The 23,794-nt window shown below is 67.7% G+C and carries 19 protein-coding genes; 8 read left to right on the top strand and 11 right to left on the bottom strand.

Annotation, left to right across the window (positions count from 1 at the left end):
• The first annotated feature begins 5 nt into the window (after positions 1–5).
• Together ACIQF0_RS16135 and ACIQF0_RS16140 are read left to right on the top strand one after the other, a co-directional pair.
• Positions 6–389 carry a VOC family protein gene (locus ACIQF0_RS16135; protein ID WP_401030159.1) on the top strand — a complete coding sequence of 128 codons (384 nt, stop codon included), beginning with the start codon at positions 6–8 and terminating at the stop codon, positions 387–389.
• 84 nt (positions 390–473) lie between these two features.
• Positions 474–704, top strand: a complete 231-nt coding sequence (locus ACIQF0_RS16140) for a PspC domain-containing protein (protein WP_360046491.1) — start codon at positions 474–476, stop codon at positions 702–704.
• Positions 705–710: 6 nt separating this feature from the next.
• Here ACIQF0_RS16140 and ACIQF0_RS16145 read toward each other — a convergent pair whose 3' ends face one another.
• From ACIQF0_RS16145 to ACIQF0_RS16165, 5 genes are all read right to left on the bottom strand, one after another.
• Positions 711–2,078 carry a beta-N-acetylhexosaminidase gene (locus ACIQF0_RS16145; protein WP_401030161.1) on the bottom strand — a complete coding sequence of 456 codons (1,368 nt, stop codon included), beginning with the start codon at positions 2,076–2,078 and terminating at the stop codon, positions 711–713.
• Positions 2,075–2,908, bottom strand: a complete 834-nt coding sequence (locus tag ACIQF0_RS16150) for a carbohydrate ABC transporter permease (protein WP_401030163.1) — start codon at positions 2,906–2,908, stop codon at positions 2,075–2,077. Before ACIQF0_RS16150 ends, ACIQF0_RS16145 begins: the two co-directional genes overlap by 4 nt.
• Positions 2,905–3,789, bottom strand: coding sequence for a sugar ABC transporter permease (locus tag ACIQF0_RS16155; RefSeq protein WP_360046485.1), 885 nt, complete (start codon positions 3,787–3,789; stop codon positions 2,905–2,907). The genes ACIQF0_RS16150 and ACIQF0_RS16155 overlap by 4 nt, the downstream gene beginning before the upstream one ends.
• Positions 3,790–3,791: 2 nt before the next feature.
• Positions 3,792–5,069, bottom strand: coding sequence for an extracellular solute-binding protein (locus tag ACIQF0_RS16160; protein ID WP_401030166.1), 1,278 nt, complete (start codon positions 5,067–5,069; stop codon positions 3,792–3,794).
• Between the two features lie 79 nt (positions 5,070–5,148).
• Entirely contained in the window at positions 5,149–5,808 is a 660-nt protein-coding gene (locus ACIQF0_RS16165) for a copper homeostasis protein CutC (RefSeq protein WP_401030168.1), read from the bottom strand.
• Between the two features lie 356 nt (positions 5,809–6,164).
• Between ACIQF0_RS16165 and ACIQF0_RS16170 the strand changes: the two genes are divergently transcribed.
• Positions 6,165–6,770, top strand: coding sequence for a sigma-70 family RNA polymerase sigma factor (locus ACIQF0_RS16170; protein ID WP_319975859.1), 606 nt, complete (start codon positions 6,165–6,167; stop codon positions 6,768–6,770).
• Between the two features lie 5 nt (positions 6,771–6,775).
• A complete protein-coding gene (locus ACIQF0_RS16175) occupies positions 6,776–7,252 on the top strand; it encodes a carboxypeptidase regulatory-like domain-containing protein (protein ID WP_169746023.1) in 477 nt (158 codons plus the stop codon).
• Positions 7,253–7,989: 737 nt separating this feature from the next.
• On the opposite strand, the gene groL is transcribed toward ACIQF0_RS16175, so the two are convergent.
• The 4 genes from groL to ACIQF0_RS16195 form a co-directional block, all read right to left on the bottom strand.
• Complete coding sequence (groL, locus tag ACIQF0_RS16180) at positions 7,990–9,609, bottom strand: chaperonin GroEL (protein ID WP_360046476.1); 1,620 nt, start codon at positions 9,607–9,609, stop codon at positions 7,990–7,992.
• Positions 9,610–9,837: 228 nt separating this feature from the next.
• Complete coding sequence (locus ACIQF0_RS16185) at positions 9,838–11,061, bottom strand: serine/threonine-protein kinase (RefSeq protein ID WP_401030171.1); 1,224 nt, start codon at positions 11,059–11,061, stop codon at positions 9,838–9,840.
• Positions 11,062–11,130: 69 nt separating this feature from the next.
• Positions 11,131–11,337, bottom strand: a complete 207-nt coding sequence (locus tag ACIQF0_RS16190; protein ID WP_090014840.1) for a cold-shock protein — start codon at positions 11,335–11,337, stop codon at positions 11,131–11,133.
• A gap of 88 nt (positions 11,338–11,425) precedes the next feature.
• A complete protein-coding gene (locus tag ACIQF0_RS16195) occupies positions 11,426–12,067 on the bottom strand; it encodes an AIM24 family protein (protein WP_360046472.1) in 642 nt (213 codons plus the stop codon).
• Between the two features lie 72 nt (positions 12,068–12,139).
• Between ACIQF0_RS16195 and glp the strand changes: the two genes are divergently transcribed.
• The 4 genes from glp (at position 12,140) to pssA (ending at position 16,624) form a co-directional block, all read left to right on the top strand.
• Positions 12,140–13,336, top strand: coding sequence for a gephyrin-like molybdotransferase Glp (gene glp / locus ACIQF0_RS16200; protein ID WP_401030174.1), 1,197 nt, complete (start codon positions 12,140–12,142; stop codon positions 13,334–13,336).
• On the top strand, positions 13,333–14,757 hold the full coding sequence (locus ACIQF0_RS16205; RefSeq protein WP_401030176.1) for a M48 family metalloprotease: 1,425 nt from the start codon (positions 13,333–13,335) through the stop codon (positions 14,755–14,757). Before glp ends, ACIQF0_RS16205 begins: the two co-directional genes overlap by 4 nt.
• 203 nt (positions 14,758–14,960) lie before the next feature.
• Positions 14,961–15,656, top strand: a complete 696-nt coding sequence (locus tag ACIQF0_RS16210; RefSeq protein ID WP_360046466.1) for a phosphatidylserine decarboxylase — start codon at positions 14,961–14,963, stop codon at positions 15,654–15,656.
• Positions 15,656–16,624: a CDP-diacylglycerol--serine O-phosphatidyltransferase gene (gene pssA, locus ACIQF0_RS16215; RefSeq protein ID WP_401030177.1), complete on the top strand. Its 969-nt coding sequence runs from the start codon at positions 15,656–15,658 to the stop codon at positions 16,622–16,624. The genes ACIQF0_RS16210 and pssA overlap by 1 nt, the downstream gene beginning before the upstream one ends.
• A gap of 75 nt (positions 16,625–16,699) precedes the next feature.
• Here the strand turns inward: pssA and ACIQF0_RS16220 are convergent, their stop codons facing one another.
• Both ACIQF0_RS16220 and ACIQF0_RS16225 read right to left on the bottom strand, forming a co-directional pair.
• Positions 16,700–17,104 carry a DUF6896 domain-containing protein gene (locus ACIQF0_RS16220; protein WP_401030178.1) on the bottom strand — a complete coding sequence of 135 codons (405 nt, stop codon included), beginning with the start codon at positions 17,102–17,104 and terminating at the stop codon, positions 16,700–16,702.
• A 2-nt stretch (positions 17,105–17,106) separates the two neighbouring features.
• Entirely contained in the window at positions 17,107–23,784 is a 6,678-nt protein-coding gene (locus ACIQF0_RS16225) for a polymorphic toxin-type HINT domain-containing protein (RefSeq protein WP_401030179.1), read from the bottom strand.
• Positions 23,785–23,794: the final 10 nt, after the last annotated feature.

Genomic DNA, 23,794 nt, shown 5'->3' on the forward strand with positions numbered 1-23,794 from the left:
GGGAAATGGGTTCGATCAAGCAGATCCAGGTCACGTTCGACTGCGCGGAACCACAGCGCGTCGCCCAGTTCTGGAGCGAGGTGCTGGGCTACGAGGCACAGCCGGAGACCGACGGTTCGTGGTCCGCCTGCAACGACCCCTCCGGCGTGGGACCGCGACTGTTCTTCCAGCGCGTTCCCGAGCGCAAGACGGTGAAGAACAGGGTCCACCTCGACGTTCGGGCCGGCACCGGAATGGTGGGCCGCGACCGCCTCGCCGCGCTTCAGGCCGAGCGCAGACGGCTGGAGGCGATCGGCGCGGTGTGCGTGCGCGTGATGGAGGCCGACGAGGAGAACGAGTCCTGCATCGTGATGCAGGACGTCGAGGGCAACGAGTTCTGCCTCGACTGAACCCTGGGGTCTCAGCCAGGGATCAGGGTCGGGTTCGGGGTGGTCACCGATGTGCGGAGCCGTCGTTTCGACGAATCTTGAGCCATGACGAACAACGTGCTCAACGAAGCCACTGACCAGGTCAAGAAGCTCCGCAGGAGCCGTAGCGACAAGATGCTCGCCGGCGTCTGCGGCGGTCTCGCCAAGACGCTCGGCGTGGACGCCGCGATCCTGCGGATCATCCTCGTGGCGGCGACGCTGCTCGGGTTCGGCACCGGAGCGGTCCTCTACGTCGCCGCCTGGATCCTCATGCCCGAGGAAGACGCGGCCGTGTAAGCGTGATCAGCGTGGAAACCCGGGAACGCCAGGCAGCCGTTGCCACGGGTGGGGTCCGGTGAGGGGCCGGTACTCCACCCCCAGGGCGTCGAGCCTGGGGAGATGGTGTTCCTGGAGTCGTTGCAGGAAATCAGGATCCTTCTCCGCCGGGGACCACACGACCTCGGCGAACGCGGCCAGCCTCGGGAACGCCGCGTAGTCCACCCGCCGGGCCGAGTCGAGGTGCTCGGTCCAGATGTTCGCCTGCGCGCCCAGCAGCCGTCCGGGCTCCTCGCCCGTGAGACCTTCCGGCACCGGATCCCACGCGTAGACGTCCTCCAGCGTGGTCACCGTTCCCACCGGGATCGGTTCGTCCGGCGAATCGGACTGCCGATAGTCCAGGTAAACGTGCTGCTCAGGGCACATCACCACGTCGTGGCCCTCGCCCAGTGCCGTGATGCCGCCCTCGACCCCGCGCCACGACGCGACGACCGTGCCCGCCGGCAGCGGTCCCGACTCGAGGATCTCGTCCCACCCGTACGGCCGTCGGCCGTTGCGCACGATGTGCTTCGCGATCGCCCTGACCAGTTCGCCGTCGTGACCGGGAGCCTCGTCGCCGCCGAGTCCGATGATCTCCGCTGGGAAGACGTCCATCAGCTCGTCGAACACGTTCCGATAGAAGTCCACTGTGGACTCCTCGGTGTTGAGCACGCGTTCGTTGACGCCCCAGTCGGTCCAGACGCCACCGCCGTGCACGCCCAGTTCCGGATAGGCCGCGATCGCCGCCTGCGAGTGACCGGGGACGTCAATCTCCGGGATCACCGTGATGTACCGCTGGCGGGCGAACTCGACGATCTCCCGCAGGTCGTCCTGGGTGTAGAAACCGCCGTGCGGCCTGCCTTTCATGCCCGCGGAGCGCCGGTCGCCGAACCGCGAGTCCTCCCGCCACGACCCGACCTCGGTGAGCTTCGGGTAGCGCTTGCACTCGAAGCGCCAGCCCTGGTCGTCGGTGAGGTGCAGGTGCAGGACGTTGAGCTTGTGCGCGGACATCAGTTCGACGTACCGCAGCACCTCCCGCTTGGGCAGGAAGTGCCGCGACACGTCGAGCATCACGCCACGCCACGCGAACCGAGGGTGGTCCACGATCTCGCACGCGGGGATGACCGCCGGCTTCTCACCCGCGGCCCGGAACGCCTGGGCGCCCAGCAACTGCCGCAGGGTTTGCAGCGCGTTCATCTCGCCGGCCGCGTCGTTCGCCTCGATCAGCACGCCGGCGTCGGATGAGAGCAACCGGTAGCCGCCGGGAGGGCCGTCGACGAGGACCGTCTGCCAGCCCTGGTAGTCGCAGAGTCTCCCGCCGTCCACGTAGGACACCGGGCGCGGGAGGAGGTTCATCCCTTCACCGCCCCCGCGAGACCGGACACCAGCCGGCGCTGCACGAGCACGAAGAAGATGAGCACAGGGATGGTCATCAGGGTGGAGCCCGCCATGATCGCGCCCCAATCGTTCTGGTCGGGTTTGACGAACACCTGAAGAGCCAGAGGCAGGGTCTGGTTCTCCACGGCCGAGATGATGAACGTCTTGGCGAACAGGAAGTCGTTCCAGGCGTGGATGAACGACAGCACCGACGTCGCCACCAGGCCGGGCGCGACGAGCGGGAACAGCACCTGCCACAGGAACCGGAACCGCGAGGCGCCGTCCAGGGTGGCGGCCTCCTCCAGTTCCACCGGCACCGCGGCGACGAAACCCCGCAGCATCCAGATCGCGAACGGCAGGCTGAAGGCCAGGTGCACCAGCACGAGTGAGCCCAGGTGGTTCAGGCCGAACACCGGAACGCTGTCCCCGACCGACCGCATCAGGAAGAACAGCGGCACGGTCAACGCCTCGACCGGAACCATCTGCACGACCAGCAGCATGATCAGCAACGTCGTGCGGCTGCGGAACCGGAAGCGGGTCAGCGCCGTCGCCGCGAGGAACGAGATCACGATGCTCAGGAGCACCACGATCACCGCGACGACGATGCTGTTCAGGAAGTAGCGCCCGAAGTTCGCGACCGTCAGCGCCCGCGTGAAGCTGTCGAGCGTCGGCCGAGTCGTCCACGGCACCGGGTCGGCCGAGATGATCTCGTCCTCCGGCTTGAAGGCGCTGAGCACCATCCAGAACAGCGGGAACGCCACCACCGCGGCGATGATGAGGACGAAGCCCTCGGTCAGCCAGCGCCTCACAGGACCTCCCCCGACCGCCGCAGCGCGCGGAGGTAGAACATCGTGATTCCCAGCAGCAGCACGGTCATCACGACACCGATGGCCGCGCCCAGTCCGTACTCCGACGCCGCGAACGCCTGCTGGTAGGCGTAGACGTTGAGCACGAGGTTGCGCCCGGCGATGCCGCCGCCGTTCGTCATCACGTAGATCTGCGTGAAGACCTTGAAGTCCCAGATGATCGACTGGATCGTCACCACGAGGATGATCGGCTTCAGCAACGGCAGAGTGACGCTCCACGCCGTGCGGAACGCCGACGCGCCGTCCAGTGCGGCAGCCTCCAGCACCTCGCCGGGGATCGCCTTGATGCCCGCGAAGAGCGTCACCATGACGAACGGGAACGAGCACCAGATCACCTGGGCCGCGACGAGTCCGAACGCCGTCCACTTGTCGAACGTCCAGGAGAAGCCCTGGATGCCCAGGACCTCGTTCACGAACCCGAAGTTCGCGTCGAACAGGAAGAGCCAGATCGTCGAGCCGGCGACGGCGGGCGTGGACCACGCGCCGAGCGCCGCCAGGAACAACGTCATCCGGACCCAGGTGCGGACCCTCGTGGCGAGGATCGCGAGGAACGCGCCCACTAGCAACGTGCCGACCACGCAGACCGCCGCGAAGGCGACGGTCTGCCCGAAGACGCCCCAGAACTGCTGGTCTCCCAACAGCTTCTGGTAGTTCCCGAGGCCCAGGAACTCGAGCGGCGCGCCGCCGCTGACCTGTTCCTGGCCGTAGTCGTAGAGCGAGATGAGCACCAGCTGATAGATCGGGTAGGCCAGCAGGCCCCCGAGGATCAGCAGCGCTGGAGCCAGGTAGGCGAACGCGGTCCGCCCCTGGCCTTTGGCCGTCACGCTCACGACGTGAAGGCCGCGTTCATCGTCTTGGCGGCGTCCGCGGTGGCCGTGTCGACGTTCTTCGCGCCGGTGACGATCTCCTGGAGCATCGTCGGCACCACGGTCTGGGCCTCGATCTTCGCCCACGCCGGCGTGACGGGGACGAACTTCGTGCCGGACTGCAGGGTCTTCGTGAACGGCTCCAGGAACTTGTCGGAGTCGCTGACCTGCTTCTGCACGTCGCTGAACGTCGGCAGGTTGCCCATCGCCGTGTACATCTTCTGCTGGTACTTCTTCGACGCGAGCAGCTGCGTGAACTCGTTCGCGAGCGTCTTGCGCTGCGTGCCCTTCATGACGCCGAGCAGGTTGCCGCCGGCGAACGCGGGCGCGACCGAGCCCTTGTCCTTGCCCGGCAGCGGCACGACGCCGTACTTGCCCGCGGCACTGGACGCGTCGACCGACTTGCGGTTGAAGTCGCCACCGATGGTCATCGCGGCCTTGCCCGCGCGGAACGCCTCGACGCTCGCGTCGCCGCCGTTGCCCGCGCAGGTGGCGGGCGGGCAGATGTCGTCCTTGATCAGTTCGGTGTACTTGGCGACACCGGCCTTGGCCTCGGCGCTGTCGATCGTGGCGGTGAACTTGCCACCGTCCTGCTTGGCGATGTCCCCGCCCTGCGCCCAGATGAACGGCAGCGCGGCGAACAGGTACTTGCCGCCGGCCGAGATGCCGATCAGCTCGGGCTTGCGCTGCCGGATCTCACGAGCCGTGGTGGCGATCTCGTCCAACGTCGTCGGCGGCTTCAGGCCGAGTTCGGTGAACACGTCCGTGCGGTAGTACAACGCGCGCACGCCGACGAACCACGGCACGCCGTACGTCTTGCCGTCGACCTTGGCCGTGTCGAGGATCGACGGGACCAGGTCCTTCGACTCGTCCCACTTGCCCAGGTCGAGCTCGGAGAAGCCGCCGGCGGAGACGTAGCCCGCGAGGTCGGTGTTGCCGAACTCGGCGACGTCGGGAGCGCTCTTCGGGTCGCTGAACGCGGCCTTGAAGCGCTCCGCCCGGCTCGACACCTGGATGTACTGGACGTCGACGGTGACGCCGCTGTGCTTGCCCTGGAACTCGGAGATCGCCTCCTTCACCACGGCTTCTTTCGGACCTCGGTTGACCTCGTCGAACAACCAGACCCGCAACTGCCCGGTCTGCTCGTCGGTGCCAGAGTTGGTCGGTCCGGACTGCACCGGTGCGCAGGCGACCACCGCGCCCACGCCCAGCACGGCCACAAGTGCCTTCAGCCTCATCGCGCCCTCCGCATTGCATATAGTGCAACAGCCATTCCACAGGAAGCAACGTGACTGTAGAACGGACCAGGGCAAGGGTCTAGACCAGACGATTCACCCATTCCCCAACCGATGCCGAATCGACCGGTCCGTCCCAGCCGGACGGACGCACCGCACTACCGACGTGAAACCCGTTCACGCCCGCTGCCAGCAGTTCCGGGACGTGGCGAGCCTGCAGACCGCCACCGACGAGCAGTGCGGGCGGCGCCTGGGCGACCAGTTTCTTCAGGTTCTCGATTCCGTCCTCGACGCCCTTCGCGCTGCCGGCGGCGAGCACCGTGTCGCAGCCGAGGGTCTGCACGATCTCCCAGGACCGGAAGACGTCGTTCGAGTTGTCGAGCGCGCGGTGGAAGGTCCACGCGCAACCCTCCAGTTCGGCGATGAGGTTGAGCGTGACGCCCTCGTCGATCTCACCCCCCGCGTCGAGGAAGCCGAGGACGAACTCGGTGGCGCCCGCCTCCCTGAGCTCCCACGCCTGCCGGCGCAACTGCTTGAGGTTGCCCGGCGCGAACCCCTTGGCGTCCCTGAGCATCACGCGGACCGGGATGTCCACGGCGCCTTGGACCTCTTTGAAGGTGGCGACCGACGGCGTGAGTCCGTCCGAGGCCATGTCGGCGACCAGTTCGAGCCGGTCAGCGCCCCCCGCCTGCGCGGCGACGGCGTCCCTCACGTCCAGTGCGATCACTTCGAGAATCGGCATGGTCTAGACCATAACGGTCTTTGCCGTGTGCTTTCGGGAATCGCGGAGCCTCGTCGGCTCTTCGTGCGTCGGAGGCTGTATCTGCTCGCCTGAGCTCCGCTCTTTCTGGATGAGCGCTTTGTTCAGGCGTGGAGCACGCGTCAGCCGGTTCGAGGGGTGCCGGCCGGCGCGGGCTCCCACCACTGGCGGCCCGTGACTCGGAGGGGGAATCACGGGCCGCTGGCATACCCGGAGGAAGATGAGCCTCACCGCGGCGGCGATACTGCTCCAATCGAGTGAATTTTGTATCTACCGCCCAGTTAGCCCTTCATGAGTTGGCGGACGGCGCTGACAGGGCGGCCGATCGGAGGTGCTGCATGGACGAGCTGCACACGGCGGATGACCGTCCGCCGTGGGACGGGCTTGAAGGCACCGAACGGCACGCGATGTGCGTGGAAGCCGCACGTGAGGGCAACCGCAACGCGCTGGACGTCCTGGTGACCGAGCTGACCCCGCTGCTGTGGCACGTCGCCCGCGGCCAGGGCCTGGACAGGGCCGCCGCGGAAGACGTGGTGCAGACCGTGTGGCTGGCGTTCTTGAAGAACATCGAGAACATCAACGAGCCCAAAGCCCTGGTCGGCTACCTGGTGGTCACAACGAGGCGTGAAGCACGCCGAACTTGGACACCCAACAAGCGTGAGACGCACCTGTCCGACGAATACGCCGAACAGCTCGAGTCCGACACCGGCCTGCCGGAGGACGTGACGCTGCTGGACGACCGCGACCGCCGCCTGTGGCTCGCGTTCGGCCGCCTGACCACGAGGTGCCAGGAACTGCTCCGACTCACCGTGCTCGCGGGCCGCGCGGAGTACCGGGCAGTCGCCGAGGCACTGGCCATGCCCCACGGCAGCATCGGTCCGACCAGGGGACGGTGTCTGACACTGCTGCGCAACTACCTGGAGACGGAAGGAGGATCGCGGTGAACGAGATCGACCCGCGCGACGACCGCAGGGGCCCTGAGGACACCGCAGTCCTCTCCGAGCTGAACAGGCTCGTCGACGAACTGGACCCGCCACCCGCCGACCTGGTGGACCGAGTGAAGTTCGCGATCGCCCTGGAATCCCTGGACGTGGAGGTCGCGCGCTGGGAGCGGGCCGGATCGTTCGCCGGGGTCCGGGGCGGGCAGACCGGCACGATCACGTTCACGGTCGACAACCTGACGTTGATGGTGAACTTCACCTCGACCGGGTCACGGCACCGGATCGACGGGTGGCTGGTGCCGGCTGGGGAGCACGAGGTCGAGGTCCGGGTGGCCGATCATCAGTCGTCCTGCACTCGGGCTGATGACGGGGGGCGGTTCGTCCTGCCGGACGTGCCGGCTGGGACCACCCAGATTTTGGTGCATTTGGTGAATTCTCGTGGGGAGCCTGGGCGGACTGTTGTTACGCCTACGATCATGCTTTGAGTTTGGGTTTTACCGGCGGCTTTACTGGGGTTCTGGGGTTTTGTTGCGGGTCGGCTTGCGTTGGCCGTGTTTCTGTTCCAGCGGGGTGGTCGACTGCCGTGCGCTGATGTCACCTTGCGCAGGTGGCCGGGCCTGGGCGGGACGAGCCGGGGCAATTCATCGCCGCTTCGCGACGATTGCGATTGGGGCTTGACATTGAGCCTCTAGCGAGATGCTTCATCGGCCTTAAAAGGCCGGGCATAAGTGCCCGGCCGATGTCTTCAACGGTAGCATCTCGCACTCAATGTCAAGCCCCAATCGCGCGGTGGTCACCTCATGACCGCTTGCCCAGCAGGTCTTGGTTCACACGCCTCGGCTTCGCCATTGCCGTTGGTTGAAGGGTGGCTCGCCTTCGGCTTCGCCCGTTGCTTGCGGGCGTGCAGCCAGACACCGTGCGCCCCACAGCCGTGCGCCCCCCTCACCGCGCCACCCACCACCAGCGAGCCCTCCGCCCACCTCAACGCGGTCGTCGCGCCCTCCGGCTGCCGCGCCGGATCCCCTTCCCAGGGCCGCGCCAAGCTTGCTGCCGCGCCTTCCAGGGCCATGCCAGTCCCATCGCCCAGCCTCCCGAGAGCCGCGCCTGGCCCGCCACCCGCGATCTCTGACCCGTCGCCCGCGATCCCCGGCCCCGGACAGCCGAAAGGCCCGGCTCGCCGAAGCGAACCGGGCCTTTCAGAGGTGAAGCGAAGCGGACGGACTCAGAAGTCCATGCCGCCGGCGTCCGGCGCGGCGGGCGCGGCGTTCTTCTCCGGCTTGTCCGCGACGACGGCTTCCGTCGTCAGGAACAGGGCGGCGATGGACGCGGCGTTCTGCAGCGCGGAACGGGTGACCTTGGCCGGGTCGATGATGCCGGCCTTGATCAGGTCCTTGTACTCGCCGGTCGCGGCGTCCAGGCCCTCGCCCGCGGGGAGGGACTTGACGCGCTCGACCACGACGCCGCCTTCGAGACCGGCGTTGACCGCGATCTGCTTCAGCGGAGCCTCGACGGCGACCTTGACGATGTTGGCGCCAGTGGCCTCGTCGCCCGTGAGCTTCAGGCCCGCGAAGGCGGCCTCGGCGGCCTGGAGCAGCGCGACGCCACCACCGGCGACGATGCCCTCCTCGACGGCGGCCTTGGCGTTGCGGACCGCGTCTTCGATGCGGTGCTTGCGCTCCTTGAGCTCGACCTCGGTGGCCGCGCCCGCCTTGATGACGGCGACGCCGCCGGCGAGCTTGGCGAGGCGCTCCTGGAGCTTCTCGCGGTCGTAGTCGGAGTCCGACTTCTCGATCTCGGCGCGGATCTGGTTGACGCGGCCCTGGATCTGCTCCGCGTCACCGGCACCCTCGACGATGGTCGTCTCGTCCTTGGTGACGACGACCTTGCGGGCCTTGCCCAGCAGCGAGATGTCGGCGTTCTCCAGCTTCAGGCCGACGTCCTCGGTGATGACCTGGCCACCGGTGAGGGTGGCGATGTCCTGGAGGATGGCCTTGCGGCGGTCACCGAAGCCGGGCGCCTTGACGGCGACGGACTTGAAGGTGCCACGGATCTTGTTCACGACCAGGGTCGCGAGGGCCTCGCCCTCGACGTCCTCGGAGATGATCAGCAGCGGCTTGCCGCCCTGCATGACCTTCTCGAGGAGCGGGAGCAGGTCCTTGACCGTGGAGATCTTGGAGCCGAACAGCAGGATGTACGGGTCCTCGAGGGTCGCTTCCTGGCGCTCGGGGTCGGTCACGAAGTAACCGGAGATGTAGCCCTTGTCGAAGCGCATGCCTTCGGTGAGCTCAAGCTCGAGACCGAGGGTGTTGCTCTCCTCGACGGTGATGACGCCTTCCTTGCCGACCTTGTCCATCGCCTCGGCGATGAGCTCGCCGATCGTGGGGTCAGCGGCGGAGATGGACGCGGTAGCAGCGATCTGCTCCTTCGTCTCGATCTCCTTGGCGGCCTTCAGGAGCTGCTCGGCAATGGCCTCGACGGCCTGCTCGATGCCGCGCTTGAGGCCGAGCGGGTTCGCACCCGCGGCCACGTTGCGCAGGCCCTCGCGGACCAGAGCCTGTGCCAGCACCGTCGCGGTGGTGGTGCCGTCACCAGCGACGTCATCGGTCTTCTTCGCGACCTCCTTGACGAGCTCGGCCCCGATCTTCTCCCACGGGTCCTCGAGCTCGATCTCCTTCGCGATGGAGACACCATCGTTGGTGATGGTCGGCGCGCCCCACTTCTTCTCGAGCACGACGTTGCGGCCCTTGGGGCCGAGCGTCACCTTGACGGCGTCAGCGAGGATGTTCATCCCGCGCTCGAGACCGCGACGGGCTTCCTCGTCGAACGCAATCATCTTGGCCATTGCGGTGTGTTCCTCCGCCTATGTGGATTCTGGGCCACTGCGAGCGCATACCCGCAGCGGAACACGATTCGCGTGACCAGGTCAGGTGCCCGCGACGGACGACTCCCCCGTCTTGCGACGAGGAGGCCTCACCAGTCCCAGCCTCACTTTCTTGGCACTCGACTGTGCCGAGTGCTAGTTCGTGTTTAGCACTCGACACCGGCGAGTGCAAGCGAACCCAGGCGACTCTCAGCGGGAAGTGCGCACCGGCACAGAGGTCGGCAGCGGCTTGTTCGAGGTCGTCTCGTCGCCGATGTTCAGCGACGGGGCGGAGCTCGTCTTGGGCTGGCGTGCGGGCTCGTCACCGGGCGACAGGATCACCACCACGATGATGATCACCACGATCGCCACCGCGGCCGCGATGACCGGCGCGAACCACGCCGGGCGTTCCTTCTTGCCGGCCGTGAACGCGCTCGCGCCCACCTGGTTCGGCGGGCGCAGCCGGACCGGGTCCGAGAGGGGCTGCTGGTAGCCGCCGCCCTGGTACTGACCCTGCTGGACCGGCATCGGCCCGGACATCGGCGACTGAGCCGGGAACGAGCCGGACTGCGGCCCGAGTTGAGCGGGAGCCGAGCCCTGCGCGACTCCGGCGAGAGCGACGCGGGCGGCGTTGATGAGCTCGGCGCAGCTCGCGTACCGCTGCGACGGGTCCTTCGAGGTGCCCTTGCGGATCACGTCGTCGATGGCCGGCGGCAACGCCACGAGCTGCGACAACGACGGAACGACGTTGCCGAGGTGGCCCTGGATGACCTCCTGCACGCCGCCCTGGAACGGCGGGCGGCCGGACAGGCAGGCGAAGAGCATGCAGGCGAGCGCGTACTGGTCGGTGCGGCCGTCGACGGGCTCGCCCCGCAGGTGTTCCGGCGCCGCGTAGGTCGGCGAGCCGAGGAAATCACCCGTTCGGGTGCGGTGGCCGGTGGCGCCGCGGCGGGTGAGGCCGAAGTCGGCGACGTAGACGTGCTCACGCACGCCTTCCTTCTGGGTCACCAGCACGTTGGCGGGCTTCACGTCGAGGTGCACGAGGCCCTTGCCGTGCAGCATGTCGAGCGCTTCGGCCACCTGGGCGAGCAGCGTCAACGTGCGTGCGGGTGTGAGCGGCCCCTCCTTGATGTGCCCGGCCAGGTCCTGGCCGTCCACCAGCCGCATGGCGATGTAGAGCAGGCCCTCGACCTCGTCGAAGTCGTAGAGCGGCACGATGTTCGCGTGGTCGATCGCCGAGGTGTTGCGCGCCTCGTCGACGAACCGCTCGCGGAACTCCGCGTCGGGTGCGAGGTGCTCACCGATGACCTTGAGCGCGACTTTCCGGCCAAGCCTCACGTCCGTGGCCCGGTACGTCACGCTCATGCCACCACGACCAAGCACACCGTCGATCCGGTAATGCGCGATTCGCCGTCCGCTCAGGTCCTCCGACACGCAAGGCAGCCTAACGTCCGGCCAGATCGGCTTGTCCCGGGTTGGGTGAAGCCGTGATCAGAGTGACGTCTAGCTGGCCCGGCGCACGTCCGACGCCTGGCTGCGCCCGTCCCGGCCCGCCTGCACCTCGAACTCCACCCGGTCGCCTTCTGAGAGCGTCCGGAAGCCTTCCATCTGGATCGCCGAGTAGTGCACGAACACGTCGGGCCCGCCATCGGTCGCGATGAAGCCGTATCCCTTTTCGGAGTTGAACCACTTGACGGTACCGAGAGCCAAGACGTCCTCCTTCAGATCACGCATCTCACGCAAAGCGCAGAGAGCAACGCTAAAAGAAGAAATCTCACTCGGATACCTCCTTACGGAGTCATGAACGGGAGCTGACTCCGTTGGCGCGCAACCAGGTGGTGAGCCGGCGGGGTCCGCGCGTCTGCGTCAGCACGGCACCGGGACCGGCGAAGTCGAACACCAGGCCCTCACCAGTCAGAATGGATTGCACGCCATCGGGGACCGACGGCCGGAGACGGCATTGCACGGTGTCCGCGAACGCCACGACGTGATCGCTGCTGATGGTCACGGCCTCCCCGACCGCCAGCGTCACGAGGTCGAGCGCGCCGTAACAGGCGAGCACCACCGCACCCTTGCCGTGCGCGTAGTTCATGAAGCCCTCGGCGCCTCCGAAGATCGCCTGCATCGGCGGCGCCTCGGGGTTCATCGCCACCGTGCTGCTCGACGCGATCCAGCTGTGCCGGGCGAGGCACCAGCCGTACGCCCCGTCGAGCTCGATCTGGTGCAGGTCACCGGGCAGCACGGGGGCCGCGTCGATCCAGCCGCCCTCCGCGCCCGACGTGCACAGTGCGACCGCTTTCGCGCCCGCGCCCTTCACCTCGACCGTGAGCCCGTAGCTCGTGGCCGCGATGGTCAGCGGGTCGACCAGCACCGCCTCGCCGGGCGCGAGGACGAGTCTCGCCACGCCGAACGTCGGTGTGTGCCTGGTCCGGACCTGCACGAACAACACCTCCGGGAAGGAAACGAGTCAAAGCGGGCGTCACGAGCACCGCGACGTTGGCAGTATGCAGTCGTGTCCCCCACCACTGTCGCCGAACACCGCCAGCGCGTCGCGGAGCTCGTCGGGTCGATGCCCGTGCTGCAGCTCCCGCTCGACGAGTGCCTCGGGCTCGTGCTCGCCACCGACGTCATCGCGCCGCTGGACCTGCCGCCGTTCGACAACTCCGCGATGGACGGGTACGCGGTGCTGGCCGCCGACCTGACCGGTGAGCTGCCGGTCAGGCTCCCGGTCGCCGACGACATCCCCGCTGGCCGCACGCAGCTGAACCCGCTGGTGCCCGGCACCGTGCAGCGGATCATGACCGGCGCCCCGCTCCCGCCCGGCGCGGACGCGGTGGTCCAGGTCGAGTGGACCGACGGCGGCACGGAGACCGTGACGATCAACCAGGCCGTGGCGCCCGGCCAGAACATCCGCACCGGTGGCGACGACGTGCGCAAGGGCGACGCGGTGCTGGCCGCGGGCACGGTGCTGCGCCCGTCCACGCTCGGTCTCGCCTCCGCCCTCGGATTCCCCGAGCTGCCGGTGCGCCGCCGTCCGCGCGTGCTGGTCCTGTCGACGGGTTCCGAGCTGGTCGAACCGGGCAAGCCGCTGCAGCCGGGTCAGATCTACGAGTCGAACGGCATGATGCTCGCCTCGTCCGTGCGGGACGCGGGCTGCGTCGCCGTGCAGCTGCGGTTCGTGCCGGACGACGTCGAGGAGTTCCACCGCGCACTGGCGCCGTACCTCGGTTCGGTGGACGTGATCGTGACGTCCGGCGGGGTCAGCGCGGGCGCGTACGAGGTGGTCAAGGACGCTTTCGCGAGCCATGACGTGCAGTTCACCAAGGTCGCGATGCAGCCGGGCGGGCCGCAGGGCTCCGGCCGGTACGAGGGCGTGCCGGTGCTGTCGCTGCCGGGCAACCCGGTGAGCGCGCAGGTGTCGTTCGAGGTGTTCGTGCGGCCGGCGCTCCTCGCGTCCATGGGCTACACGCAGCCAGAACGCCGCACGGCGCGAGCGACCATCACGGCTCCGCTGACGTCTCCGGCGGGGAAGACGCAGTTCCGGCGCGGCCTGCACGACCCGTCGTCCGGCGAGGTCGTGACGCCCGTCGGCGGGCCGGGGTCGCACCTGCTGTCGGCGCTCGCGCTGTCGAACTGCCTGATCGAGGTGCCCGAGGACGTCACGGAGCTGGCGGCGGGAGCCGAGGTCACCGTCCGCCACCTCCAATGAGAGCCGCACTGGCCCTGGTGATGCTCGCCGGGTTCTTCGTGCTCGCGCTGGGCCTCACCGTGTTGCTGGGCGTGCTCGCGTACGTCCTGTTCGACCGGGGCGACGTCGAGGGCGGGGCGTTCCTCACCGCGCTGACGCTCATCGTGGGCGGGCCGTCGCTGTACGCGATGGTCAGGGCGTTCTGGGCCCGGCCGCGGCCGACCGGCGTGCCGCTGACCCGCGCGACGCACCCGGAGCTCTGGCGGCACGTCGACGAGCTGGCGGCGCTGGCGGGCACCCGCAGCCCTGACGACATCCGGCTCGTCAACGAGGCGAACGCGGGCGTGTGGGAGCGCCACGGAACGCGCTACCTGGAGCTGGGCCTGCCGTTCGTGGCCGGCATGACGATCGGTGAGCTGCGGTCGGTGGTCGCGCACGAACTCGGCCACTACGGCGGCGGACACACGCAGGTGTCGGCGGTGACGTTCCGCGCGAAGCTCGCCCTGGGGATGGTGATCGGGCAGGGCAGCTACCTGTCCGCCGTCCTCTACGCGTGGGCGAGGCTGTACGCCCTGGTCGCCGCCTCGGAGAGCCGCAAGCACGAGCGGTTCGCCGACGAGGTGTCCGTGGCGGCGGCCGGGGCGGAGGCGACGGCGCGGTCGTTGCTGCGCGGCGGTCCGCTCGGCGAGGGCTGGAACGACTACCTGCGCTGGTACGTCTCGCTGGCCGTGCTGGCCGGACGCACGCCGCCGTTGCTGGAGGGCTTCCGCGCCTACCTGGACCACCCGCGGCGCGTGCACCAGCTCCGCGAGATCGAGCCGCTGATGGCCGCGCAGGAACCGTCGTCGGTGTTCGACAGCCATCCGCCGATCCGCGAGCGGGTGGCGACGATCAGGCAGCTCTCCCCGTTCTCCGGCGGGGTGGCGGAGGCGGTGGACGAACGGCGGGCGTGGTCGTTGCTCGACGGCACGCCGCCAGAGGCCGTCGCGGCACTGGTCGGGGTGCAGGGGCCGCCGATCACGTGGCAGGAGCTCGCGACGCTGGCCGGACCGGCGCTCGTGCGCCGCTACGCCGACGCGCTGCGGCACGCGGGACGGGTGAGCAAGGTCGGCGAGACGCTGGCGGACGTGCTGGCGGCGTTGTCGCGCGCCGAGCTGCACAAGCTGACAGGGGCGCCGGTGGACGCGTCGCTGACCCCGGAGCAGGTGCACGACGCCGCCGTCGAGGCCGTGACGGAACTACTGGGATGCATGGTGTCTGACCTGCTTGTGAGGACTAACCGCGCGACGCTGGAACTCAACTGGGGCGGGCTGTTCGTCCTGCGCACGCGCGACGGAGCTGCGGTCTATCCGGAAGACCTGGTCGCACCCGCCGTCCGTGACGCTAACCAGGTGGCTGACGTGCGGTTCAGGCTGCAGAACCTCGGCGTCGACGGACTGTGACGGAACGCTCACCCAGCGACGTTGTTCACCCCATGTGACGGGGATTACACTGCCCGCAGGTGCCGGTCCGCCCGTGCATTCGTCGGGGGATGCACGGGCGGACCGGCCACTTGTCTTTCCGGCAGTCCCGATGGGCGGTTTGGCGTGTTGCCGTAGCGTGTTGGCGCCCGACAACTCACGGAAGCTACGGACCCCCAGACACGATGAGCAGCGAGAAGCCCGTCTCCCACTTCCTCGAACTCGCGCGCGGCATGGTGCCGCCGATGCACCCGGCGGGACGCCCGTTCGTCGCCGCCGCGGCGATCGCGACCCTCCTCGTCCGGCTGCGCTTCAAGCGCCTGGGCGTAGTCCTCGCCCTGGTCACGGCGTGGGTGGCGTGGTTCTTCCGCGAGCCGAAGCGCGTGACGCCGACCCGTCCGAACCTCGCCGTGGCCCCGGCCGACGGCACCGTCTCGCACGTGGTCGACGCCGTCCCGCCCGCCGAGCTCGGCCTCGGCACCCAGCCGATGACGCGCGTGAGCGTGTTCCTCTCGGTGTTCGACGTGCACGTGCAGCGCGTGCCCGCGGACGGCGAGATCGTCCAGGTCTCGTACCACCCCGGCAAGTTCCTCTCGGCCGACCTCGACAAGGCCTCCGAGGAGAACGAGCGCAACACCGTGTGGCTGCGCACCACTTCGGGCGTGGACCTGGTGGTCGTCCAGATCGCCGGCCTCGTCGCCCGCCGCATCGTGTGCGAGGTCGCCGAGGGCGAGAAGGTCGCCGCCGGCCAGACCTACGGCCTGATCCGCTTCGGCTCGCGAGTGGACCTCTACGTCCCGCGCGGCAGCCGCGTCCTGGTCGAAGCCGGCCAGCGCACCATCGGCGGCGAGACCGTCCTCGCCGAGCTCCCGGAAGCCTGATGGCGCCCAGCGGGCCCGGCGTCCGCCTGCTGCCGAACGCGATCACGGTCCTGGCCATGTGCTCGGGCCTGTCCGCGGTGCACTTCGCGAACGTCGGCATGTGGGGCGCGGCCATCACCGCGATCGCGGCGGCAGCCGTGTTCGACGGCCTGGACGGCCGCATCGCCCGCCTGCTGGACGCGACGTCGAAGATGGGCGCGGAGCTCGACTCCCTGGCCGACGCCATCTCGTTCGGCGTCGCGCCGGCCCTCGCGATCTACCTGTGGAAGTTCGAGGGCAACCGCGCGGGCTGGGTCATCGCACTGATCTTCGCGGTCTGCATGGTGGTCCGCCTGGCCCGCTTCAACACGTTGCTGGAGAAGGAACAGCCGCCGTTCGCGAAGGAGTTCTTCGTGGGCGTCCCGGCGCCGGCCGGCGGGCTGTTGCTGCTGCTGCCCCTGATCATCGAGGAGCAGGTCCGGTCTGACGGCTGGTGGAACAACTCCTACGTCGTGGCCGCGTGGACCGTGCTGGTCGCGATGCTGCTGGTGTCGCGGATTCCCACGCTGTCGGTGAAGACGGTGAAGGTGCCGCCGCGCGCGGTCGCACCGTTGCTGGTGGCCGTGGGTCTTCTGGCGGCCGCGATCATCACTTACCCGTTGGTGGCTTTGATCGTCGCGATGGTCGTTTACCTCGGGCACCTGCCTTACTCGGTGCGGCGGTACATGTGGCTGTCGAAGCACCCGGAGGCTTGGACCGTCACCGGGGCTGATCGCCGGGCCATCAAGCGAGCGCACGGAGTTGCGGCTCGTCGACTCGGGTTGCGGCAGCCTTTGAGCGGTCGCGTCGCCGGTGCGGCGATACGGGCCGTTCGTCGGCCTCGGCGCGATGGTTCTGTCGCTGCCGCAGCAGAAGGCACAGTGCCTTCGGCCAACGGACGCCGTCGCTCGTGGCGTCAGTTGGGACTTCGGCGGCAGCCGAAGCGCTGATCGACCCAGCTTTGACACCTGAGGGTGCCTACTCGGCGAGTAGGCACCCTCAGGTGTGTCACGAGCAAACAACCGTCACTCGATGATGCGGAACCATGCTGGCTCCGGTTCCTCAAAGAAGCCCTTCTGTTTCATGCCAAGGCATTCCCGCGCAAGGTCGTCTCCGAGTGGCACAGGGTTCATGCCGATGCTTCGCGCAAACTCCTGCAACCGCCACACGTCGAATGCTTCTGTACCGTCCAAGAGCAGATCGAGTTCGACCACCTCGCCATCGGGCCCGGTCATACGCAGGCCACGACCATGGACTGCGTATGCGAAACCGGATTCCAGCTCGGCATTTCGTTCCAGCTCTCCTGCCCGAAAAGCCTCCAGTGCGTGCTCAACTCTGTCGAGCTGTGGATAGGAAGCCACAAGAGCCGTCCTGATCAGCGCGCGGTGCCGCAGGAAGGAACTGATGCAATCAGCGGCACCATTTGACACTGTCACCTGCGCCGTCGCCTCCGGTCATCTGGGAAGTCGCCACGTACCTCGAGAGCAGCCCAAACTACTTCTTCTGCTGACTTGTACTTGTAGGCCTGGACCTCGTCAAGCGAAAGAGAACGGTACGGAACGTCGATCCCCGCCTTTTTGGCTGCGGCCACACGATGGTGGCCGTTGATCACGTAACGACTGTTCCCGTGCTCGAAGACCTCGATCGGAGCTCCCTGCCAGCCATCGTTGGACATGCTCTCAGCGATTCTGTCGACCTTCTCCCGGCTGGCACTGCCGCTGAGTTGCTCCGTCCGCTCCAGCGAGTGTGGGCTGACCGTGCAGTTGTGGGTGAGGATCGGAGTCTTGCCTGCAAGCACGTAGTAGGTGTGAAGGTTCGCGACCGTCAGATTGAAAACCCTGGCTACCTGACTCCACCCGCGCACGCTCGTGATCTTCACCTTGTCACCGGCCTGGTTGAACAGCTCCTGACCCGCGATCAGTTCGGACGCCTTGACCCAACGTCGCTGTTCGGTCAACCAGAACCGGTGGCCGTCGGTAGCGACGATCTTCTCGTCCTGACCGTCGACCGTCAGCTCCACGAGGTTCTTGGAACCGTCACCCACGATGGTCCGCACCACGTCCTGGCCCTCGCTCTGACCGGTCTCCGCGTCAGTCGCAAGAACTCGATCGCCGAGCTTCAGTTCCTCGATCGGTCTCGACGAACCATCAGCCATCAACACCCGCGTGCCTGGCACAAAGCTGTTGCCGGTCAAACACGACGCCGCATCCAGAGCTTCGGTCGCGTCCTCGACGGCTTCTTCGGCCTTCTCCTCGACCCTGCGCAGCCTCTTGGCTGCGTCCGCGATCTTGTCGATGATCTTGTTGGCCTTGACGATCGCTCTGACGATCCGCTCACCGGCCTGCAACAACTTGAACGCCTTCGCCGCCGGCACCAGGCTGACGCAGGCAAGAAGGTCGAAGTTCGTGAAGCAGTCCTTGACGTCGTTGATGCCCGTGAGGTCCATCAACAGATCAGGAAGCTCCGCAACAACGACGTCCCACCACGTCTGCGAGTTGTTGGCCTCGCGCAGGTACTCCTCGTACTTGTCCTTACCGCCGGCAGCGTCATAGCGGGCCTGCTGCGCGGCGTTGTGCGCGGCCTGAGCCTTCTGGCGCTTCTTCGCGGCTTGCGGGAAGGCTTGCGCGAGTCCGGCTTCCTCACCCGGCGGCGGGTTGCCGATGATCGTGCCGCCACCCCGCATGTCGATGCCCCAGCTGTGACCACTTCCGTCGTGACCGCCCTCCAGGTACATGCCTGACGGGTCGGAGAACGTGACGGGGTTGTTGTTGCTGTACGAGTACCCGTTGACCTGCTGCGGGTTCGCGGTGTTCATGATCGGGTCGTCGGCCAGGAACCGGCCGGTCGCCGGGTCGTACTCGCGAGCACCGAGGTGCGTCAGACCGGACGTGTCCCGTGTGCCGCCGACGAATCCCTTGTCGTCAGGCCAGGAACCGCCGTTGGGGCCGCGGGCCTTGCCGAACGGGTCGAGGTACTGACGCTGGTACGTCAGGTCTCCGGCCTTGACCGACGTGGTCGGCGTGCCCTGGTGGTTGCCCACCTCGTACGACAGCCGGCCTGTGGAGGTCCGCAGTGCGACCACGTTGCCGCCGTGTGCGTAGTAGCGCTTGCCGGACACCGTGTTGGTCGCGTCGTCCTTCACCAGCTCCATGCCCTCGGGCAGGTAGAGCGTGGTGCGGCCGGGTTCGCGCTTGATCAGGCGGCCGCCGTCGGCGCCGTACAGGTACGACGACTCCTTGCCGGAGGCCTCCACGACCTTGGACGTGCGGCCCTCGACGTCGTAGGAGATCGTCTGGGTGTTGCCCGCGATCTTGCGGGTGCTGGTGTTGCCGGTCTTGTCGTAACCGAACTCGTCACGGGCGGTGCCGGACGGGCCGGTCTCGTCGATCGAGCGGACGACGTGCGGCTGGTTCGCCGTGTCGTAGTTGTACTTGCGGTTGACCACGTTGGAACCCGAGGTCGTGCGCTCCTGCGTGCGGTTACCGATCGAGTCGTACTGGTACTCGTGCTGGTACGGGGCCGCGCCGCCGACCACGGTGGTCGCGCAGTCGCCTGACAGAGGCGTGAACGCCTTGGTCAGCCTGCGCAGCTTGTCGTACTGGAAGCACTGGGTGTCCCACGCCGACTTGTCGGTCGGCTCGTCCGCGATCCGCGTGATGTTGCCACCGGTGTCGTACGAGTACTTCTGGTTGGAGATCCGCCAGTCGGTGTCACGCGAACGGTCCACGATGGACTGTTCGAGACGACGGTTGCCCTCCTCGAAGTAGTTCGTCAGCCACAGCTGGTTGCCGCCCTCGTTGGGGTTCGGGTCGGGGCCGATCGTCAGGCGCAGCGTCTCGCCGAACTTCGAGTAGATGTGCTCGCTGACGTACGGGCTCAGGCCGCTGGTCCTGATCGGCGCGCCCTGGTCGTTGTAGGCGGTGGACACCCTCTCCAGCGGCAGGCCACCGGCTTCGGGGGACACCGTGGAGAGGAGCGCACCGGTGACCGGCGTGTAGTTGCGCTCGAACAGGTAGGTCTGGCCCAGCGCCCCTTCCGCGGCCGGGATCTCGACCTCGGACTCGCGAATGCGGCTGAAGGCGTCGTAGCTGGTGACCCGCTGGACGTACGCCTGGCCGCCGGAGAACCGGGTGGCCGAGGTGAGCAGGCCCTTCTTCTTGGTGTCGTACACCCATTCGGCGAGCTTGGTCTCGCCGGAGAGCATCTGGGTCTTGCGGCCCAGCTGGTCGTACTTGATCGACACCGACCGGTTCTCGCTGTCGGTCGTCTTCACGACCTGGTCGAGGTTGTTGTACTCGACGGTGGTCGTGCCGCGGTCCGGGTCGGTCTCCTTCCACTTGCGGCCCAACAGGTCGTACTCGTACGACCACTTGTTGCCCGCGGGGTCGGTGACCTGTTCCAGCTGTCCCTTGAAGTTGAACTTCGACTTCGTCACGTCGGCGCCGGGACCGTTGTGCTGGATGCGTTCGACCTCACGGCCGTGCGCGTCGCTGACGACGGTCGTCGGGATCTGCCCCGCGGGTGGCGTCACGTGCACGCGGTCGCCCGCGTAGACCGTGGTGGTGTTCCACTGGGGCGTGCCGAACTTGTGGAAGGCGACGCTGACCGGACGGGCCAGCTTGTCGTACTTGGTGAACTCCTGGTTGGGCACCTGGACGTCCGCCACCACGAACAACTTGCCGTCCGGCGCCTGCCGGTTGAAGTAGGCGTTGCTCGTCTTGGTCACCAGGCCACGCGAGTCGAAGAACGTGTCCGTGATGATCCGCCCGAGATCCCCTTCCTTCTGCTCGCCGTCGGGCACCTGGGTCTGCCGGGCGCGCAGCAGGCCGTCGAAGATCTTGTACGAGACGTTGTACTGCTGGTCCCGCTCGCGCAACGACTTCGAGACCTCGATGACGGTCGCGGTCGCCTCGTCGTAGACGTACTCGTACTGAGCACTGGCGCTCAGGTGCCGCGCCCGGTGCGGGAGCCAGGTGTGGGTCAGCCGGCCCAGCGCGTCGTACTTCGCGTCGACCCGTTCGCCGTTCGGACCGACCTGCGCGACCGGCAGGCCGAGCGCCGGGTCGTACTCGACGATCGAGTTGTGTCCCTTGGCGTTGGTGGTGGTCACCTTGCGCACCGGGAAGCCGAACGTCGGCTCGTTCACGATGGTCGTGTCGCCGAGCGCGGGGTCGGTCGTCTTCTTGACCCTGCCGTAGACGTCGTACTCGGTGGTCGTGATCGCCTGGTACCCGCGCGGGTTCGTGCGTTGACCGTTCCACCGCGACGCGGTGGTGACGAGGCCCTTGGTCGGGGCCTCTCCGGCCGCCTTGCCGTCGTAAGCGGAGATGGTGTCGCTGACGGTGTTGTCGTCCGTTGCCGCGACATCGCACTTCGCGGCGTAGGTGAGGATCCGGCTGGCGTAGTTCAACATCCACGCGGCCTCGTTGGGCGCGTAGGTCGTGGTCGTGCACCGTTCGTCACCGGTGACGTCGATGTCGCCCTCGTCCTGGACGGTGAGGGCACGGCCGTAAGCGTCGTCGAACGTCGTGCTCGCCCGCTTGGTCCGCCACCGGTCGCTGCCCAGCGAGGTCTTCGTGGTCACCGTCTTCGTGTTGAGCAGCAACGCCTTGTCGTCGCCGTTCTCCGCGGTGGCAGGAGACATCCACGGTTCACTCGTGGTCTTCGTGTGGACCGCGCCGCCGTTGAGCGAGAACGTCTTCCACTCGACGCCCTTGAGCCGCTCGTGGTCCTCGATCCGGTCGCCGTCGTACTCGACCCAGGCGTCCCGCTTGCCGCCCGGCACGGTGTCGCCGTCCATGCCGCGCAGGTAGATCTTCTCGGTGACCGGCCGGTCGGGCTCGTTGGTGTCACCGGAGATCGTGCGGACCTTGTTGTAGCCACGCCATTGCGACCACGTCCGGTACTTCGGGTCACCGAAGTCGTTCTCGTCGTAGTGCCACAGCGGAGCGCCGGCGATGCTCTCGTACTCGTAGTAGACCTTGGTCTGCTCGCTCAGCTCGCGAACCCGGTCGTCCGCGATGACCGCGCGCACGACGTACTTGTGGAACCAGTGCAGCTGCGGTTCCAGGGCGCCTTCCGGCGTCCAGTACGACGGGAAGCACCGCATCGTGTTGAGATGCGCGTTGGCGAGAACGGGCATCCGCGTGCCCGGCACGCAGTCCTTGTCGGTGTACTCGACCTCGGTGATGCCACCGGCCTCGTGCTGGACGCGCTTGACGCGGCCGCGCAGCAGCGGCGGGTACACGTCGCTGTCGCCGTCCACCCGGTTCGCCAGCGTGATGCGTTCGAACTTCGTGGCGGGCAACGACTTCGCCTCGCCGACCAGACCGGTGTGCTTGATGCTGTCGAGCCACAGCGCCGGGTCGAGCCCGTCGTTGGACGGCGGGAACGACTGGCCGAGCTCCCACTGGTCGACGTCACGCCACTCGGCGGCGACGTTCTCCTTGCGCACCTGGGTGCTGACCTTCGTCAACCGCAGCTGGCTGAAGAACGTCGGCGAGTACTGGTTCACGCACTGCGCACCAGGCGCGCAGATCTGGTCGAACGGCACGTCCGGCCACTGCTTCGCGTTGTCCTTGTTCAGCTTGCTCGGAGCACAGTCGAAACCGCTCGACGGAATGCATCGCTCCGAGTAGTGGAACTGCACCCGACCCGGAGCCGGCGCGTTCTCGTCCGAGTTGTGCAGGCCGTAGTCGATCCGGTCCAGCCGACCGGCGCGCTCGTACTCCACACCGTCGCCGGCCTCGAGGTTGCGGCCGTACCGGTTCTTCTCGGTCTTGTAGTAGAACCGGGTGAGGTTGCCCTTCGGGTCGACCACGTAGTCGACGTTCCAGCGCCACGCCTGGCGGCACGACAGGTCCTTGAACTGCTTGCCCTCCGCCCAGCACTGGTCACCTGGGTGGTTGCCGAACACCGGCACCGTCCACGTCGACTCCGCCTCGCGCGAACCCAGGAAGTACTGGGTGCCGTTCGGGGTCGTCACCTTCCAGTACTCGCCGTTGTTGTCACCACCCGCGACCGGCGTGCGGTACAGACGCTCGATCTTCGAGCCGTCGTCGTTCTTGGCGCGCCACGTCTCCGTGTTGCCGATCCGGACGAGCTCCGACGAGATGCCGGCGAGCTGAATGGTGGCGTTGTCGGTCACCCAGCACTGGTCAGCCGTCTTCTTCTGACCGATCGCGGCGTTGAGGTCCTCACCGCAACTCTTGTAGCGGCGCTCGATGAACCCGCCCGCGCTGAGGTCCCAGCCGTCACCTGCCGACGACGCCTGGTTGTTCGTCGCGCTGGTGCGCCCGTCGACACCGCTGGACGAGTAGCCCAGCGCCACCTGGGGCGCACTTCCTCCGACCGAACCCGGCAGCTTGATCGGGTAGCTGAAGGTGAAGTCACCACTCGAACCGCCCGCGGACCAGCTTCCGGCAGGCGACAACGAGGTCGCCTGGAACGAACCACCGGCACCGCCCGCGGCCGGTTCGGCCGCGAGCACCATCGCGCCAGAGGACGGCGCGAGGTCGGTGGCCGTCAGCTTCTTCGTCTTCACGTCGTTGCGCGACTGCACAGGAGTACGCGTCTTGCACTCCGCCTTGTCCGGAGTGGACAGTGCGCACTCCGGCAGCCGCACCAGCCTCAGGCGCGAGCCGTAGTCGCCACCGTAAGCGTGCTCGAAGCCCTTGTAGTCGAGCTCGACCGACGCCTTGCCCGGAGACTTGCCCGCGTTGTCGGACACCTTGAGCACGACACCGGCCACGCCGATCTTCGCGGACGTGTCCTGGCCGAACGTCTCGACCCGCACCGGGGCCGCGTCCGCCTTGCTGATCTTGACCGGGGACGTGCCGGCCTGCCGGAGGTCGCCGGCCGCGGTGACGTCGGCCTTGCTCGCCTCGGGCCAGGCGACCTTCGGCGCCTGCTGGTTGCTCGCCACGATCGGCGCGACGGGCCGCAGCTTCGCGAGCTCGCCGGGAACGTTCTTCTCGGTTTGGGTGTCGGGTTTGCGCACGTCTCGGCCCGTGGGCTGGGCGAGCGCCGGCGTCGGGGAGACGACGCCGGCGATCATGACCCAGCCCAGCGACAGGGCTAGAGCGCGCGACCACCTGGTGTGGTTGCGCATGAACTTCCTC

Source organism: Lentzea sp. NPDC092896 (assembly GCF_044754905.1).
GTDB lineage: Bacteria > Actinomycetota > Actinomycetes > Mycobacteriales > Pseudonocardiaceae > Lentzea.